We start from the raw sequence: 17500 nt of genomic DNA on the forward strand, positions 1-17500 counted from the left end.
GCCATGAGCACCGAAAACACTCTATCGACGCGAAGCCTTGGCCGGCTGACCGAGCTCTGTCTGGGGATCGCGATGACGCTACTCGTCATCATCACAGTACTGGTAGTCGCCCAGGTCATTGCTCGCAACCTGTTCAACACGGGACTTCCCTGGGCGGACGAGGCGGCGCGCTTTGCGGGCATCTCGATGGTGTATCTGGCCACACCCTACTTGCTCTTTCACGGCCAGCACGTGGCGGTAACGATGCTGGCGGACGCCCTGTCGGGGGTAAAACGCAGGTTATGCCTGGCATTAGGTGAACTTGCCACCCTCGGCTTCTGCGCGCTGACGCTCTACGGCTTCTACCGGTTTTTGCTACGCGCCGGGCGCTTCGCCTCACCGGCGCTGAGCATTCCAAACCTGTGGCTCTACATGCCGGCGCTGGTCAGCATCGCACTGCTGGCAGTGGTCTCGCTTCATCGCCTTTCGCGGCTGGCTCACCGGGAGACACCCTCATGTCCCTGACGCTACTGCTGATCTTTGCGGCCAGCCTGCTGTTCGGCGCGCCGGTGGCAGTCAGCCTGGGGCTCTCCGCCGGCGCGGTCATTTTTCTCTATGACCTGCCGTTCACGGTGATGGCTCAGCGAGCGATCAATACCCTGGACAGCACGCCGCTTCTGGCGGTACCGCTATTCATACTTGCAGCGTCTCTATTGGGCGCGACCGGCGTCACTACGCATCTATTCGAGCTGATGCGCATGGTGGTCGGGCGCATTCGCGGCGGAATGGCCCACGTCAACGTGCTCACCAGCCTGATCTTTTCCGGCATGTCCGGCGCGGCGCTGGCGGACATCGGCGCGCTTGGCGGCATCCAGATTCGCCAGATGGAGCAACAGGGCTATACCAAACGGTTCGCTGCGGGCCTGACCATCGCCGCGGCGACGATTGGCCCGATCTTTCCACCCTCGATACCGCTGATCATCTTCGCAACGGCAGCGGAGGTATCGACCATTCGGGCGCTGCTGGCCGGGGTGCTTCCGGCCATTGTCGTGGCGATCGCGCTGATGGTGCAGATCGGCCTCATGGCAAGGCACTACAAGCTCCCCCGGGACGACGTGCAGCCGAGTCTCGAGGCGCTGGGTAGAAAAACGCTGATTTCGCTGCCTGCGCTTCTGGCACCGGTGCTGCTGGTGGGCGGCATGATCAGCGGCTACTTCGGGCCAACGGAAGCGGCGGGCGTCACGACGGCCTACGCCCTGCTGATCGGCGTGCTCGTCTACCGCTCGTTGAGTGTGCGCTCGTTTCTGGAATGTACCCGTGAAACCGTGCTGTCGACGGCGAACGTGCTGTTCGTGGTGGCCTCGGCGGCGCTGTTTGCCTGGGTGCTGACCATGGACCGCATCCCGGCCCTGGCCGGCGAGTGGCTTTTGAACGTATCGGATAACCCGCTCGTCTTGCTGCTGCTATTGAATCTTCTACTGCTGGTCGTGGGCATGTTTCTGGAGGCGATCGTGGCCATATTGATCATCGCACCGATCGTCACCCCGGCACTTTTGCAGGCGGGGGTGGCGCCAGAGCAGCTTGGGGTGGTGTTCGTGCTCAACCTGATGCTCGGACTCTTGACGCCGCCGGTGGGCATGAGCCTCTACATGGTGTCGATCATCACCAAAATGCCGCTTTCGGAGATCATTCGCGGCGTCGTCCCCTTTTATCTCTCACTTTTCGCAGCCCTGGCGCTGGTCACTCTGGTGCCCGCCCTGTCCACCTGGTTGCCCAACCTTGTCATGTAGGAAACGTCATGAGCCAATATCTTGGAGCGCTTCGCCAACTGGGTTACGTGGTCACCGATATCGAAAAAGCCATGGCCTACTGGACCGATGTGATGGGCGTGGGGCCCTTTTTCTACAACCCTCGCGTGCCGATCGAAAACTATCTCTACGAAGGGGAACATTACGAGGTGCACAACTCGGTGGCGTTGGCCAACGCCGGCTTCATTCAGGTAGAGCTGATCCAGGCGCGCAACGATGCTCCCTCGATGTACCGCGATTTTCTTGAAGCGGGTAACACGGGCCTGCAGCACGTTGCGTTCTGGACCGAAACCTTTGATGCGGATCTGGCCGCCATGCAGGCTCGCGGCTATCGCGTCAAGATGAGCGGCGAAGTGGGCCGTAACGGCCGTTTCGTCTATTTCGACCGCGAGTACCACCCGGGCACCGTCATCGAGCTTTCCGAAGTGCTCGGCCCCAAGGGACGGATGTTCGAGATGATTCGTGAGGCGTCAGAAAACTGGGACGGCAGCGACCCAATACGTTCTTTCCCCGATCTTTCGGAGCCCCGGAAATGATTCGCGCCACCTATCATCTGGAAACGCCCCTCGACCCGCACCAGGTGGCAGACATGATGGCCGGTGAACAGAGCTGCGCCACTTTCGTCAGGCTCGAGAGCGAAACCGACGCCCTACGTGAACGCTTCCGGGCGCGCGTGACGAGGCTCGAAGTGCTCGAGGAACGGGAGGCGCCCACGCTTTACAGCGCCTATCTGGCGCGCAAAAACGTGCGCGGCCCCTGGAAGAAGGTAGCGGTCGACATCGAGTACCCCGAGGACAACGTCGGGGTGAACCTGCCGACCCTGGCGGCAACGGTGGCCGGCAATCTGTTCGATCTGGGCGAGCTGACCGGGCTTCGTCTGATGGCGATTGCGCTCACCCCTGAGTACCGCGACCGCTACCCGCGGCCGGCGCTGGGGGTGGCGGGTACTCGCGAGGCCGTGGGGGCGTTCGAGCGCCCGCTCTTTGGCACCATCCTCAAGCCCAATATTGGCATGACCCCGGAGGAGACCGCCGATCTGGTCGAGCGGCTTTGCGAAGCGGGGGTGGATTTCATCAAGGATGACGAAATCGCCGGCAATCTTCCTCACGCCCCGGTCGAGGCGCGGGTTAGCGCGGTGATGCCGCGCCTCAAACGCTACCAGGAGCGCAGCGGGCGCAACGTCATGGTGGCGTTCAACATCACCGACGAGCTCGACGCCATGCGCCGCCACGCCGACCACGTCCAAAGAGAGGGCGGCCACTGCGTGATGGCGAGCCTCAACTGGTGTGGGCTCTCGGCGATGCAGACCCTGCGCGCCTCGACGGAGCTCGCCATTCACGGCCACCGCAACGGTTTCGGCGCTTTCGCCCGCCACCCGGCGCTGGGCATCGACTTCAACGCCTATCAGACGCTTTACCGCCTGACCGGGATTGATCACATGCACGTGCACGGCATGAACGGCAAGTTCGCCGACGCCACCGAGGAGGTAGCCCAGGCGGCCAAACTGTCGCTCATGCCTCTCGGCGCCACCGACGATCGCGTGATGCCGGTGTTCTCCTCGGGCCAGTGGGCGGGCACGCTGCCCTTCACCGTCGACAAGACCCAAAGTGCCGACTTCATGTTTCTTGCCGGTGGCGGCATTCTAGCCCACCCCGGCGGTGCGGCGGCGGGAGTCGCAAGCCTTAAAGAAGCCTGGCAGAGCATCGAGGCCGGTGAGCCGCTGTCCTGCACTCACCGTCCGGCGCTGGCCGAGGCGCTCGACTTTTTCGGCAGCCGTTAGCCATGCGCTACGTCTTCATCGCCGATGACTTTACCGGCGCCTCGGATACGCTGGCCACTCTGTGCCGCGCGGGGCTGCGAGCACGGCTCTATCTCGCCCCCCCCACAGTGGACGAGGTGGCCGACCTGGACGCCTTCGGCATCGCCACCTCGGCACGCAGCATGGATCAATCGCGCCTTGCCCAAAAGATGCGCCGTTTGGGCGAACAGCTGCGTCCTCACCACCCGGATATTCTTCATCTGAAGGTGTGCTCCACCTTCGACAGCAGCGAAACGACCGGCAACATCGCCGTTGCGATCAGAGTGCTGAGCGCCGAGCTCAAGCCCGCGACGACGCTGATCATCGGCGGCCAGCCGAGCCTGGGACGCTATTGCGTCTTCGGGACTCTTTTCGCCAGGGCAAGCGACGGTCACACCTACCGCATCGACCGTCACCCGGTCATGCAGCGCCATCCGGTCACGCCCATGAACGAGGCGGACCTGCGCCGTCATTTCGACGCCATGGGGCTTGCAAATGTCACGCTGCTCGATCGCGCGAGCCTTGAAAGCGATCAGGCGCTGCCCGCCGGCCCACTTCTTTGCGACGCTCTGGAGCAGCGGGATCTCGAGCGGATCGGCCAACGTTTTAGCTCCGAGCCCACGCCCCAGCTCTGGGTCGGGGCGAGCAGCGTCGCCCAGGCGTTGTACCCCGAGCAACGGACGCTGCCTTCCCCCACCCAGCTGCCCGGCCCGCTGCTCGTATTTGCCGGCAGCCGCTCCGCCGTGACAGCCGAGCAGGTCGCCGCCGTTCGGCAGTTTGAATGCCTTTCGATTTCGACGCGCAGCCTGGCAGATAATGAAAAGCCCGATCGCGAACGCATCGCGCGCCGTTTGCAGGAAGGCCAAAGCGTGCTGGTCGCCCTGGACGCCGACACCACCCACGCCATGAGCCCGCTTGAGGTAGCAAAGCGCTGCGCCGAACTGATCGCCTCGCTGGTGGCGGCCACGCCGGTCGGCACGCTGCTGATTGCCGGGGGCGATACCTCGAGTTTGGCGCTTCGCCAGCTTGCGCCGAAAAGTATCGATTATCTCGGCCCTTTCGATACCGGCGTTCCCATCTGCGTGGCGAACCTGGCGGACGGGCGTACGCTTCCCGTCATCATGAAAGGCGGCCAGATGGGCGCGGTGGAGCTATTCGATCGGGCGTTTCGAATGACGCATCAGCAGGGCGAGGCTCCATAAAAGCGGCGCCAGCACCCACCGCCACACAAACCGCACCACGATCAATAAAGGCAGCAGCACGATCAGCCAGATCGCGAACTGGCCAAGCCAGGCGGGCAGGCCCAGCCACTTTGCCAGGTTGGCGCCCAGGGCGCTGACCAGCGACGGGTGGCGGATCACCACCACGGCGGTGGCGGTGAAGGCAGCTACTTTCGCCACTCGTGGGAGCGTGGCAAAGCGGGCGGTGCCGGCAAACGCGCCGGAGCGCGCGCCCGCTTGGGCGCCGCGGGCTTCCACGCTGCCTACCCGGGCACCGCGGGCCAAGCGACCGGCGCGCAGTACCTTCACGGTGCTCGCCATCAGCAAGAGATCGACCCCGGCCCAGCCGACGTCCGCCGCGCCGATCGCCTCGTCGCGGCGCCACTGCCCTTCCAGCCCGCGTACGCAGCCGGTGAAGAAGTCCCCCACCCCGGTGACGATACGCTCGCCTTGCAGCCAGTGGATGTCACCGCTCGAGTCCACCGCGAACTGGTTCAACAGCGCGTGGCCACCTTCACCAAGTAGCGCAATGCCCATCAGTCCGCGCTGATCCGGGCTCCACTCGGCGGTCTCGACCGGCGTGTCATCGGCTTCGTTCCACCAGCGGCTGGCCTCGCGGTAGCGCTCGCCCAGCCAGTGCCGGGCTTTGAGCGTTGCGACATCGTGTTCGCGATAGTAGGCAATCGGCAACAGCGCCTGCGCCCCGAAGCGTGCCAGCACGTCCTGAAAAGCGGGAAGATAGGCATAGGCGAGCAGCGCCTCACGGGCGGCGGAGCCAAAACGCTCCAGCGCCAGGTGCGCGTTCATCCAGAGCGCGGGGGTGTCGGCGTAGTGCAGAAACACCGCGTTGATCTCGGCGCTCTCCTGGACGAGTGACGCGTCGATCGAGGGCAGCGCGCGCTGCGCCTCCAGCCGTACCAGGCGCGGCTCGAAGGCCTCACTCGAGGCCAGCGCGGTCAGAAACCCGGCAAGCCCCACGGCCAGTGCAAGAATGATGCGTGCCGGGTTCATGGGCGCTCCTCCAGGGTGGCCAAAGCGCCCATTAAAGACGAACGCGGCGAAAACTCAAGATGAAAGGCGGCGCGCGGGAGCGAGCCGCCTTGACGGGCGGGCGTTAGAAGTCGTAGCTCAGGGTCGCCATGACGTTGGCGGGCGCGCCCGGCATGTTGAAGGTGTTCACGCCGCCGACCCGGTTGTAGTACTCGCGATCGAAGATATTGTTGAAGTTCAGCTGGCCGCTGACGTTGTCGTTGAAATCGTAGCCAATCATCGCGTCGAACACGGCGTAGCCCGGCGCCTCGACGCCGCTGCTCGAGTTGAAGTCGCTCATCGCCGTCATGCCGGCGCCCACGCGCAGTCCGCCAAGCGCCTCGCCGGCAAAATCGTACTGGGTCCAGAGGTTGACGACGTTTTGTGGCATCAGCAGAAAGATGGCGTCCTCACGATCATCACCACTTTGCTGCACCTCGGTGTCGAGATAGGTGTAGCCGGCGATCACGTCCCACTGGTCGGTGACGCTGCCGGTGACTTCGAACTCGGCGCCCTGGATGCGCATCTTGCCGATCGGCACTGCGTAGCTTGCGCCGGTATCTGGCGGGGTGCCTGCGCGGTTATCGTCATACAGCCGGAAGGCGCTGAGTCGGGCGTTGAGGTCGCCGCCCAGGTAGCTACCCTTTACGCCGACTTCGTACTGATCGCCTTCGCGCGGCTCGATCAGGTTGCCGTCCGGGCCCTCGGCGGTCTGCGGCTTGAACACCTGGGAGTAGCTGGCGTAGAGCGAGTGATTGGCGTCGACGTCGAACACCACCCCGGCGTAGGGCGTGGCTTCGGTGCCGCTGCGATCCTGGTCATTGTCGGCGGCCAGGTCTTCGAAATCGACGGCGTAGTGGCTCACTCGGGCGCCGGCGATCAGCGCGAGCGGGTCCACCGGGCGCAGCGTCAGCTTGCCGTAGAGGCCGCTCTCCTCCAGCCGGGTATCGGTATGGGCGTAGCCTCTGCCGGTGGCACGCGCGGCGCCCAGTACGTCGACGTAGCTTATCTCGTTGAGCTCGCCTCGGGTCACGCGGCTGCCGGTCAGGCTACGCGAACGCCCGGACTCGGTATCGGTATCGAAGCGCTTGTAGTCGGCGCCGAGCACGAACTCGCTGACGCTATCGAAAGCGGCGAAGGGTTGGCTGTAGCTGGCGTCCAGCGCGACCGCCTGCTGGTCGATACGACTGCCGATGCCGGCGACCGTCAGGCGCTCGTTCTGGTCCAGGGCGCTGCCGCCGAAGGCGTAGTTATAGCCGGCGTTACGATCGGAGTAGCGCGCCGCGAGGCGCCCGAAGCCGCCGCCGTCGAAGCGGTGGGTCAGCTCGGCGATCCAGTCGTTGGCATAGCTGTCGAAATCATTCCAGTTTGCGCCATAGAAATCCGAACGCGAGCCGTAGAGCAGTTCGCCGCTGGGCCCGACCGGGTGGCCGTTGTTGACGCGGATGTCCTTGCTGTTGTGAATGTAGCCAAGCCCGAAAGTGGTCGCGTCATCCAGGTCGACATCGATCGCCGCGTAGATATCGTTCTGGCGATTGGTGTTGCGATCGACGAACTCGCCGTGGTGGGTCCGATCGATCACCAGCCGCCCGCGCACGCGGCCGTCATCGCCGTCGATGGGGCCGGAGACGTCCACCTGGGCGGCGCGCTGCTGGTCGGTGCCGGCGCCGACGCTGATACGCCCTTGCGGGTCATGGGTGGGCCGCTTGCGCACCAGGTTGACGATCCCGCCCATCTCGCTGGTGCTGTTGAAAAGCCCGGACGGCCCGCGCATGATCTCGACCCGGTCAAACGCCGCAAGCGTTGGCACCGACCCTGTAATGCTGGTCATCGGCGCGGGCAGCCCATCGATGTTGTACTCGTCATACTCGAAGCCGCGGGCATAGATCGAAGAGCGGCCGTTGTCGTTGGAGAGCACGCGAAGCCCTGGCGTGCGCCGGCCAAGCTCATCGAGGGTGGTGAAGTTCTGATCCTCGATCGCCTCACGGGTGACGACGCTGACCGACTGCGGAATGTCACGCAGCGATGCCGGCGTTTTCGTGCCTACCGTGGCGGCATCGACGCTATAACCGCCGGTCACTTCCGAGGGCAGCATCTGGTAAAGGTGATTGCCCTGAACCGTGACCGTCTCAAGCCGTGTGGCTTCGGCGCTCGCCTGGGCCAGTGCATTCGGTGCCCATCCCAGCAGCAGCGCAGCGCTGCCCGCGGCGGCCACACCTTGATAAATACGCGCTCTATCGAACGTCATGTCAGCTCTCTCTTGATCCCTTGAAATTGGTCACGCAACCGGCGTTTTCTTTGCGAATGAGAATACGTTGCAATAAAATTCGAGGCAGCGGATTATGGCAGCTCGCAACGCCTTTAACCTTTGCAGGCGCGTCATATTGCTATGCGAAAACGTTGCTATGCATAAACGTTGCTACGCGTAAACGGTGCCATGCAGAAACAGCCAACCCGGTAAGCGGGCTTACCAACAGGACCAGGGACGTGGATAGCGAAGGCGATAAAGGACAAATCAGCACCACCGACCTGCACGAACACTCGGTGCAGCTCGTCAAACGCCCGCGCTTCGAAGCGCCCAGCTGGGACCAGCGCGCGCCGCCGCTACTCGGGCGCCTGTGGGTCAGCGAGCTTGAGCCAGGCATGAAGCTGCGCCTGGCGGATGTCGAGGACCGCTTCGGTCTCAAGAGCCAGGCGCTGCTACCGGCGGGCGTGAAGATCGCGCTGGTCATGGAGGGGGGCGCCCAGGTGCGCTACGGCGAGTGCGATGCACGCCTTGGGCCCGATGAGCCCGACCGCGCGCTCATCGTCGCGTTGCCGGATAAAACCGCCTTCACGCGGTCCGGGCGTGTGGGCGCGCGCGAGCGCACCTTGACACTGTCGCTCTCACCTCACTGGCTTTCCCGCCACGGCTACGCGTCGTCGTCGGTCACCTGCGAGCTTCGCCGCTGGACGCCCTCACCGGGGCTTCTGGCGCTGGGCGATGCGCTCTTCGCCCAACGGTTCGATGCCATGACGCCGGCGACGCGTTTGATGCTTGGCGGGTTTGCCCGGCTTCTGGCCGGTGAGGCGCTTTCGCTTGCGCCTGTCGAGGCCCCCGCGCCGCGTCAGCGCCGGCTCGACCCCCTCATGGCCCTCATCGACCGGGGCGAGGTGCGCGGGCTCGATCAAAAAGCCCTGGCCAAACGCCTTGGCATGAGCCTGAGCACTCTGCAGCGGCGCTTTTATCAAGCCCACGGCGAGGCACTGGGGCAGTTTCTGCGCCGCCACCATCTGACGCTTGCCCGCGAGGCGCTGGAGCGCGGTGCCGCGGATGTGGAAGCGGCCGCGACCCTTGCCGGCTACAGCAGCGCCACCAACTTCGCCACGGCATTCAAGCGCGAATTCGGCGCCTCCCCGAACGGCTATCGACGCCGCGCGCTTGCCATGGCGCAACGCGGCCGCTGATTTTTTCCGAACACTCGACCAGACCTTTGCTAAGCTAAGGCAGCCTCATGGGCCTACCCATTGATCAATTCAGGAGTTGCACGCGCGATGGATGACGCATCGAAACGCCGCCCGGGCGTTGGAATTTTACTGGTGGCAAGCCTGGTGGGCGCGGGCCTTGCCCTGTACGCCTACCTGACGCCGCTGACCGGCGTGACCGGAACGCTGGGGGCGCTGACAGCGCTTTTTGGCTGTATTGCACTTGCCGTGGCCGCGCTTTTACTTTTCAAGTGGCGCCGGGGAGCCGGTGCCATCGCGCTTCGCGTGCTGGCGCTGATCGGGCTTTTAGGCACCGGGTTCGCCGCGCTGCTGCTACATCAGTGGTGGCTCTGCGCGGTGCTGATTCTGGGCCTTCTGGGGCTTTTGATCGACACGTTTTCTCGATCGTCATCTTCCACTTCTGACCGCCGGTGAGCCGCTTTATGTCGACCACGAATAGTCATCGTTTGCGCCCGACCGACGCGTTATCGAAAAGCCTGCCCCGGCTCGGCCTTGCCACCCTTTTGCTGCCACTCCCGCTGTTCGCCCAGCCGTCGCCGCCCGCCGACGGTGAAGCACAGGCCAGTGAAGCCGCCGCCTCTCCGATTCCTCTGGTACCAGAAGGTGCGGTGTGGGATGGCTTTCACGGCCAGCTAAACGCCCAGAAATACAGCCCGCTGGACCAGATCAACGTCGAAAACGTGGGTGATCTCGAAAAGGCCTGGGAGTTTCATACCGGCGACGTCTCGGACGGCTCCGGCGATACCGCGCCCTCGGTCTGGTCCGCCACGCCGGTGTTCGCCAACGACACGGTTTACATCGGCACGCCCATGTATCGCGTCTTTGCCCTGGACCCGGCCACCGGCGAAGAGCGCTGGCAGTTCGACACCCAGTCGTCTCAAGAGGCGCTGACCCAGCCGGCGCTGAAAAGCCGCGGGGTGGCCTACTGGGAGGCGGATGATCCGGTCGAAGGCGAAGCCTGCCAGAAGATCGTTTATTTTGGCACCATGGATGCTCAGCTCTTCGCACTCGATGCCGACACCGGCGAGCTGTGCGAGGATTTCGCCGACGGCGGCGTATTGAACGTCAATAGCTGGAACAACATGCCGGAAAACTGGCCCCTGTCGCTACTGCAGCCGCCCACGGTGGTGGGTGACCGGCTGATTCTCGGCTGGGCGGGCAAGGATTGGGCCGAGAGCGTGGCGCCTGCGGGCACGGTGTTTGGCATCAACGCGCGCACCGGCGAGCGCGAATGGACGTTTGAGGCACTTTCTGATGAAATGCGCGAGCGAAGTGGCACCACCAATGTCTGGACGCACATGAGCGCCGACGAGGAGCTGGGGCTCGTGTATCTGCCCGTGGCCTCGCCTTCGCCCAACTTCTGGGGCGGCAACCGCACCGAGGAAGTGCCGCTTGCCACCTCGACCACCGCGCTCGATATCGACACCGGCGAAGTGGTCTGGTCGCGCCAGTGGGTGCACCACGACATCTGGGACTACGACATCAACTCTGCCCCCACGCTGATGGACATCACCGTCGACGGCGAAGAGATTCCCGCGCTGATGCAGGCCACCAAGATGGGCTTTCTGTTCGTGGTCAACCGCGAAACCGGCGAGGACGTCTGGCCGATCGAGGAGCGCGAGGTGCCCGGTGGCGATGGCAACGTGGAAGGCGAAGTCTACGCGCCTACCCAGCCCTTCCCGACGCTGCCCGCCCCACTGCTCGATCAGTCCGAGAAGCCCGACATCTGGGCGCTGGCGGATGCGGTGAGTTTCGGACAGTGCTCCGCGCTCTGGGACGATCTCTGGTACGAGGGCATGTATACCCCACCGACCACCGAGGGCGAAGGCACGCTTGCCTACCCGGACAGCGCCGGCGGCGTTCAGTGGGGCGGCGTGGCCTTCGACCCGGCAAGCCAAACGGCGGTGGTCAACACCTCGCACATCGTGCAGTACGTCAAGCTCTTCGATCGCGAGGCGTATGAAGAAGCCGACAGCGGCTCGGGTAACGAGAGCGGCTTCGCGCCTCAACAGGGCGCACCCTACGGTATGCGTCTTGAAGTAGCGCGCAACTGGCTGGGCATGCCCTGCTGGGAGCCGCCCTTCGGCGAACTGGTGGCCATCGACATGACCACCGGTGAGGTGAAATGGCGCGGCCCGGTCGGCGCCTCTCAGCAGTTCGGCTTCTTCATGCCCGAAAGCTGGGGCTCGCCGACCATTGGCGGCCCGGCGGTCACCGCCGGTGGCCTGATCTTCATCGGTGCCTCCATGGATGCCAAGGTGCGTGCCTACTCGCTCGAGACCGGCGAGCAGCTCTGGTCCGACCAGGCGCAGGCCCCCGTGGTCGCCAACCCGGCGGTCTACGAGTATGAGGGCCGCCAGTACGTGGCCTTCGTGGCCGGCGGTAACACCATCCTGAAGGACCACGTGGGCGACCAGGTCGTGGTTTACGCGCTGCCGGAGTAACGCCGGCACTCGTCAAAGGGCGGCCTGCGGGTCGCCCTTTTTTTATAAGAACGCCAAAAAAACCAGCCAAAACAGGATAAAACGGCTGACCGTCAACGCAGTGTCATCTTCGATCACCACAATGGGCGCGCATCGCCCCTCACGTGGAGAAAAAATGAAGACAACGCTGCCACTTCTGGCCCTCGTCGCTCTTGCCCCGATAGCCGCCTCGGCCCTTGCACAAAATGAGGCCGTGCGTATCGAAACAGTCACCCTGGGCGAGCTGCGCCCTACCCAGCCGGCGCTTGGCTACCGCCAGATGGATTACAAGCAGGGCCGCTTCGCCCAAGACCGGGAAAAACTCTTCGACGAGTACTGCGAAACCGCCGGCCAGAGCGAAATCGCGCGCTTCGACGACGCCTCAACGCTTGAAGATCTAGCGAGCTTCGACTGCGTCGACGCGCCAGGCAGCCACCCCGAAGACATGAAGACGGCCGTGATCGCCCCAGGCGGCGAGTTCTACCTGACCGATGGCCACCACACGTTCAGCAACTTCATTACCTTGCAGGGCGATGCCTTTCGCATGCCAGTGCTGATCACCGACGACTACAGCGACCTTGCGGATAGGCAGACGTTCTGGAACACCCTGCAGGCCGAGCGCCAGGTATGGCTCGAAAGCCCCTATGGCCCTATTACCGTCGATGAGCTGCCCAAACGGCTCGGTCGCGCGCATCAGGTCGACGACGCTTACCGGTCGCTGGTCTATTTCACTCGCGGTGTGGGTTACGACAAGCCGGAGACGCCGCCGCCGTTTCTCGAATTCTACTGGGGGCAGTGGCTCGAAGAGCGCATGGCGCTGGCGAATTTTGATCTGGAGAGCCTTGATGGCTACGCCGAGGCGGTGGAGCACGCGGCGCGCCTGATGGTGAACGCCCCTGCAGACACGGTTATCGCCGAGACGGCCAGCGGCCCCCTGACCGCCGAGCAGATGGGCCGGCTCGAAGCCTTCGACCAGCCGGCGCTCGACAAGCTGCTCTCCCCTCGTGGCAAGCTCACCTACGCGTTTTCTACCGAGTAAAAAGCCGCGCCTCGGCGGGTGCCGAGGCGCGGCTCATCGGTGACGCAAAATGAACGGCGTTACTGTCCGGACACTGGCCGGTCGGCATTCGAGCCGTCGCGCTGGCCAGTCATCGCCGCCTCCATACGGTCGAGCTGCGCCTGAAGTTTTTTGACGTCGCCGCGTAGCATCGATATCTCCGCCTCTTCGCCCTCGCCGTTATCCAGCGCCATCTGGGCGCTCTCCTTTTGCATCACATCGAGCACGATGCCGATCATCATGTTCAGAAATACGAAGGCGTTGAGGAAGATGAACGTCAGAAAGTAGATCCAGGCGTAGGGAAACTGCTCCATGGTGGGATACAGCACGGCCGTCGCCCAGCTCTCGAAGGTGGCGACCTGGAAAAGCGTGAGCATGGCCAGCGCAATGTTGCCCCAGAGCTGCTCGTCCACCGTATGAAACAGAAAGCTTCCGATCGCGGCGTAGATGTAGAAGATGATGAACATCAAAAGCGCGACGTAGCCCATTCGTGGAATCGACTTCACCAGCGCCGAGAGCAGCATTTGGAGCTCGGGAATCATCGACACCAGTCGCAGCACGCGGAAAATGCGCAGAAGCCTGGCCAGCAGCACCATCTCCGACTCATCCATCGGGATCAAACTTGCCGTGACGATCAAAAAGTCGAAGACGTTCCAGCCCTTTTTGAAGAAGTCGCGCAAGCGCGGCTCGGCGGCCATGCGAATCAGCACCTCGACCAGAAAGAACAGCGTGACCGCTACGTCCAGATAGCCCAGCCACCGCTCGAATCGGCTCACCTCGTCGTAGGTGCGCGCACCGATCACCAGTGCCGACAGCACGATGATCGAGATCACGAAGGTTTCGAAGACCTTGTTACTGCGCAGCTTCTCGAAGCGCGCCTGCCAGGTACTCAGGGAAGCACTCATCTAAACCTATACGCCTTTAAGCCAGGGAAGAAAGAGCACGCGCCGGGCGCGAGCGCTGGCATTCTACCCTAAAATACGCGTTCGATAGAGCAGACGATATTGATACGACGTTGGAAGTCACGGCTTTTCGTGTCGCAAAAACGCAACGAAAAAGTGCCAGAATGGGGCAGAGAAGAAACAGGAGCGTAAGGCGTGCAGGCGGCGGCGTTCAGTAGCCGCTGAAATGGCCTTGAAGCGGGCAAAAAAAAGCCCCCTTGCGGGGGCGACGGGCTGCCATCATGGCATCATGCATTCATCCGTGAACGCGATATCCGTATCCAGAAGCGGCGTCCTGCCGCGAACGACTTAAAGTTATACCAGCCATGTACAGAATGCAAGAAAATGTGCAAACGAATGGCGTAAAAAACGCGTTGGCGAATGGGCGTTCGATTACTATAATCCGCCTCGATCGTTTAAATGATGCTCATCCGTTCATCTAACATCATGCTTTGGCTAAGGAAAGCCCCATGACCAGGCACCGCGACGTGATCGATACCACGCAACGAATACCTCGCAAGGATCTCGAAGTTCTCGTCAACGACCGTATAAGCATGGGCGATGTCGTGGCGATTCCCACCGGGCTTTTCCCCGTCGACCGTGCCCACGGCTGCGGCGGCTACTCCGTCGAAGTACTCGAGGTCGACGAAAGCGACTACAGCTTCAGAGTCATCGGCACGCTTTAAAGCGTTCTTGTCCCCGCCGCGGTTGAATGGACGAAATTGACACCAACGTAGGCGGTCATTTTAAGTGTGCGTCTCAGACCAAAGCCGCAAGCCTCCCCGTTAGTGGTATCCTCTTTCGGTTTGTTTACGCTGAGCTGGCTTTAAAGCCCGAATTCGTTCGAAAGCGCTAAAGGCGCTCGCCACGATTACACCTGTGCTGGATGCCCCGATGACATTGCTCTGGATTGCTTTACTTCCGCTTTTGGGAGTGTTGGTGCCTCTCATGGCGGGACGGCGCTCCCGCTTGACGTGTTCGCTCGCCACCATGGTCGCGCCCGCGATCGCCCTGGGCCTGACGCTCTGGCAGATTCCTTCGCTCAACGCGGGGGAGTCGCTTCGGTTTTTCGCCGACTGGCTACCTGAGCTTGGCCTTGCGCTGGCCTTTCGCCTGGACGGCCTGTCGCTGCTGTTCAACCTCTTGATTCTCGGCATCGGGCTTTTGATTCTGCTTTACGCCCACTTCTATCTCTCCGAAGAGGAGCCGGTGGGGCGTTTTTACAGCTTTTTGATGCTGTTCATGGCTTCCATGGTCGGTATATCGCTGTCCAACAACCTGCTCTTGCTGTGGCTTTTCTGGGAACTGACGAGCCTTTCGTCGTTTCTGCTGATCGGCTTTTGGTCGCACCAGAACGACGCGCGCAAGGGCGCGCGCATGGCGCTGACCGTGACCGGCGCCGGCGGCCTTGCGCTATTGGCGGGGGTTTTGCTGTTAGGCGATATCGTCGGCAGCTTCGACATGGACCAGGTGCTGGCAAGCGGAGCGCTGATCGTCGAGGATGCGCGCTACCCGGTCATGCTCACGTTGGTGCTGTTGGGCGCGTTCACGAAATCCGCCCAGTTTCCGTTTCAGTTCTGGCTACCCAACGCCATGGCCGCCCCCACGCCGGTGTCCGCGTATCTGCACTCGGCGACCATGGTCAAGGCGGGCATTTTTTTGATGGCGCGCCTGCATCCGGCACTTTCCGATAGCGCGCTTTGGCAGCTCGTGGTGCCCATCGTTGGCATGATCACGCTGCTTTACGGCGCCTGGTTCGCGTTCTTGAAGACCGACCTCAAGGGCATTCTCGCGTTTTCGACCGTGAGTCACCTGGGGCTGATCACGGTGCTGTTGGGCATAGGCACCCCCATGGCGGTGCTGGCAGCGCTTTTCCATATTCTCAACCACGCCACCTTCAAGGCGGCGCTGTTCATGATTTCCGGCATCATCGATCACGAAGCGGGCACTCGCGAACTCAAAATGCTCGGCCGGCTCAGAAAGAGCATGCCGATCACCGCCCTTCTGCTGACACTGGCCGCCGCATCCATGGCCGGGGTGCCGCTGTTCAACGGCTTTCTCTCCAAGGAGATGTTTCTCACCGAAACGCTCGAATCATCGCTGCTGGGCGGGTTGAGCTGGCTGATACCGGTGCTGGCGACCATCGCCAGCATCCTGTCGGTCGGCTACTCCGTGCGTCTGGTCATCGCGGTGTGCGTCAAAGAGCCTCGCCAGCCGTCGCCCAAGGCGCCCCACGAGCCACCGCGGATGATGCGTCTTCCGGTGGAGATTCTGGTGGGGCTGTGCTTGCTGATCGGCATTCTTCCCGCGTTCATGGCAACGGGCCTTTTATCGCTTGCAAGCCAGGCAGTACTGCAGGAGCCGTTCGATTTCTATCTTTCGATCTGGCACGGCTTCAATCTGCCACTACTGATGAGCGTGGTCGCCTTCGTCATCGGCGGCGCGCTTTACTGGCAGCACGCGCACCTGCGCCGCTTCAAGGAGTCCTTCGCGCCGGTCGATGCCACCCGCGTGTTCGAACGCGCGCTGGTGAGTCTGGGTCAGCGCTGCGAGCAGCTGATCGCCGTCTGGGATGGTCAGTCGCTGCAGCGCTACATGGGCTGGCTGCTGCTGGCGACGTTTGTCATGGGCGCCATCGGCCTTGCCCAAATAACCGAGCTGACCGGGGAGCTTGGCAATCAGCCGGTGGATGGCATCGTGGTGCTGGGCGCGGTCATGCTGATCTTCGGGGGCCTGGCCACGGCCATCACCCACCGCTACCGTCTGATCTCGCTTTTAATGCTGTCGGTGGTGGGGCTTTTCGTGGCGCTGACCTTCGCGCGCTTCTCGGCGCCGGATCTGGCCCTGACTCAGCTCTCGGTCGAGGTCGTCACGATGATTCTGCTGATGCTGGCGCTGTTTTTCCTGCCGCAAAAGACCCCGCCGGAGTCGAGCGCCAAGCGTAACTTGCGCGATATCGTACTGGCCGGCGGGCTCGGCGGCGTGGTGGCGAGTCTCAACTACGCCGTCATGACCCGCGAATCGTTTTCGATTTCGCAGTTTTTCATGGACAACAGCGTGCCCGGCGGCGGTGGCCATAACGTGGTCAACGTCATTCTGGTCGACTTCCGCGGCTTCGATACGCTGGGCGAGATTACCGTGCTGGCGCTGGCCGGGCTTGCCATCTTCAAGCTTCTGAACCGGCTACGGCTGTTCATCCCTCACAGCGACAGTGAAGGCCGGATCTGGTCGCCGGACCGTTACCCGGCGATTCTCACCTCGATCTCGCTGGCGCTTTTGCCGCTGGCGCTGCTGGTGTCGGCGTTCATCTTCCTGCGCGGGCACAACGAACCCGGCGGCGGCTTCATTGCCGGGCTGATCACCGCGGTGGCCCTGATTCTTCTCTATATGGCCCGTGGCGTGGAGTGGGCCCAAAGCCGACTGGACTTCCCTTTCCAGCCGATAGCCGTCGTAGGTGTGGCCGTGGCCACGCTGACCGGGCTTGGCAGCTGGCTCTTCGGCCATCCCTTCCTGACCTCGGCGTTTGGCTACTTTAGCCTGCCGGTGGTGGGCAAGTTCGAGCTGGCCACGGCGCTGTTGTTCGATCTCGGGGTGTATCTGGCCGTGGTCGGCGCCACGCTGATGATTCTCGCGAACCTGGGTAAGGTCACGACCGCCCACCGCCCGGTGGTGAACGCGACCAAATCCGACGACGCCGGCACGAACAAGGAGAGCCTCTAA

14 protein-coding genes are annotated in these 17500 nt (G+C 63.0%); 11 read left to right on the forward strand and 3 right to left on the reverse strand.

What is annotated here, in order from left to right:
- Positions 1-3 precede the first annotated feature (3 nt).
- From OCT39_RS10260 to OCT39_RS10280, 5 genes are read left to right on the forward strand one after another with little or no spacing between them, the layout of a single operon-like run.
- On the forward strand, positions 4-504 hold the full coding sequence (locus OCT39_RS10260; protein ID WP_263584373.1) for a TRAP transporter small permease: 501 nt from the start codon (positions 4-6) through the stop codon (positions 502-504).
- A complete protein-coding gene (locus OCT39_RS10265) occupies positions 495-1769 on the forward strand; it encodes a TRAP transporter large permease (protein ID WP_263584374.1) in 1275 nt (424 codons plus the stop codon). Before OCT39_RS10260 ends, OCT39_RS10265 begins: the two co-directional genes overlap by 10 nt.
- 8 nt (positions 1770-1777) lie before the next feature.
- Entirely contained in the window at positions 1778-2323 is a 546-nt protein-coding gene (locus OCT39_RS10270; RefSeq protein WP_263584375.1) for a VOC family protein, read from the forward strand.
- Positions 2320-3567, forward strand: coding sequence for a RuBisCO large subunit C-terminal-like domain-containing protein (locus tag OCT39_RS10275; RefSeq protein ID WP_263584376.1), 1248 nt, complete (start codon positions 2320-2322; stop codon positions 3565-3567). The genes OCT39_RS10270 and OCT39_RS10275 overlap by 4 nt, the downstream gene beginning before the upstream one ends.
- 2 nt (positions 3568-3569) lie before the next feature.
- Positions 3570-4787: a four-carbon acid sugar kinase family protein gene (locus OCT39_RS10280; RefSeq protein ID WP_263584377.1), complete on the forward strand. Its 1218-nt coding sequence runs from the start codon at positions 3570-3572 to the stop codon at positions 4785-4787.
- Here the strand turns inward: OCT39_RS10280 and OCT39_RS10285 are convergent.
- Complete coding sequence (locus OCT39_RS10285) at positions 4737-5816, reverse strand: hypothetical protein (protein WP_263584378.1); 1080 nt, start codon at positions 5814-5816, stop codon at positions 4737-4739. The genes OCT39_RS10280 and OCT39_RS10285 overlap by 51 nt on opposite strands.
- A 103-nt stretch (positions 5817-5919) precedes the next feature.
- On the reverse strand, positions 5920-8082 hold the full coding sequence (locus OCT39_RS10290) for a TonB-dependent siderophore receptor (RefSeq protein ID WP_263584379.1): 2163 nt from the start codon (positions 8080-8082) through the stop codon (positions 5920-5922).
- 239 nt (positions 8083-8321) lie between these two features.
- Here OCT39_RS10290 and OCT39_RS10295 point away from each other — a divergent pair, with 239 nt between their 5' ends.
- The 4 genes from OCT39_RS10295 to OCT39_RS10310 all read left to right on the forward strand — a co-directional run bounded on the left by OCT39_RS10295 (position 8322) and on the right by OCT39_RS10310 (position 12821).
- Positions 8322-9281, forward strand: coding sequence for an AraC family transcriptional regulator (locus OCT39_RS10295; RefSeq protein ID WP_263584380.1), 960 nt, complete (start codon positions 8322-8324; stop codon positions 9279-9281).
- Positions 9282-9368: 87 nt separating this feature from the next.
- Positions 9369-9734 carry a hypothetical protein gene (locus OCT39_RS10300; RefSeq protein ID WP_263584381.1) on the forward strand — a complete coding sequence of 122 codons (366 nt, stop codon included), beginning with the start codon at positions 9369-9371 and terminating at the stop codon, positions 9732-9734.
- A gap of 8 nt (positions 9735-9742) precedes the next feature.
- Positions 9743-11764, forward strand: coding sequence for a pyrroloquinoline quinone-dependent dehydrogenase (locus OCT39_RS10305; protein ID WP_263584382.1), 2022 nt, complete (start codon positions 9743-9745; stop codon positions 11762-11764).
- A 154-nt stretch (positions 11765-11918) separates the two neighbouring features.
- Positions 11919-12821 carry a ParB/Srx family N-terminal domain-containing protein gene (locus tag OCT39_RS10310; protein WP_263584383.1) on the forward strand — a complete coding sequence of 301 codons (903 nt, stop codon included), beginning with the start codon at positions 11919-11921 and terminating at the stop codon, positions 12819-12821.
- A gap of 59 nt (positions 12822-12880) precedes the next feature.
- Here OCT39_RS10310 and OCT39_RS10315 read toward each other — a convergent pair whose 3' ends face one another.
- Positions 12881-13744, reverse strand: coding sequence for an ion transporter (locus tag OCT39_RS10315; protein WP_263584384.1), 864 nt, complete (start codon positions 13742-13744; stop codon positions 12881-12883).
- A gap of 506 nt (positions 13745-14250) precedes the next feature.
- Between OCT39_RS10315 and OCT39_RS10320 the strand changes: the two genes are divergently transcribed.
- Both OCT39_RS10320 and OCT39_RS10325 read left to right on the forward strand, forming a co-directional pair.
- On the forward strand, positions 14251-14466 hold the full coding sequence (locus OCT39_RS10320; RefSeq protein WP_263584385.1) for a hypothetical protein: 216 nt from the start codon (positions 14251-14253) through the stop codon (positions 14464-14466).
- A 208-nt stretch (positions 14467-14674) separates the two neighbouring features.
- Positions 14675-17500: a monovalent cation/H+ antiporter subunit A gene (locus OCT39_RS10325; protein WP_263584386.1), complete on the forward strand. Its 2826-nt coding sequence runs from the start codon at positions 14675-14677 to the stop codon at positions 17498-17500.

Origin of the sequence: Halomonas sp. GD1P12 (assembly GCF_025725645.1) — a bacterium.
Lineage (GTDB): Bacteria > Pseudomonadota > Gammaproteobacteria > Pseudomonadales > Halomonadaceae > Vreelandella.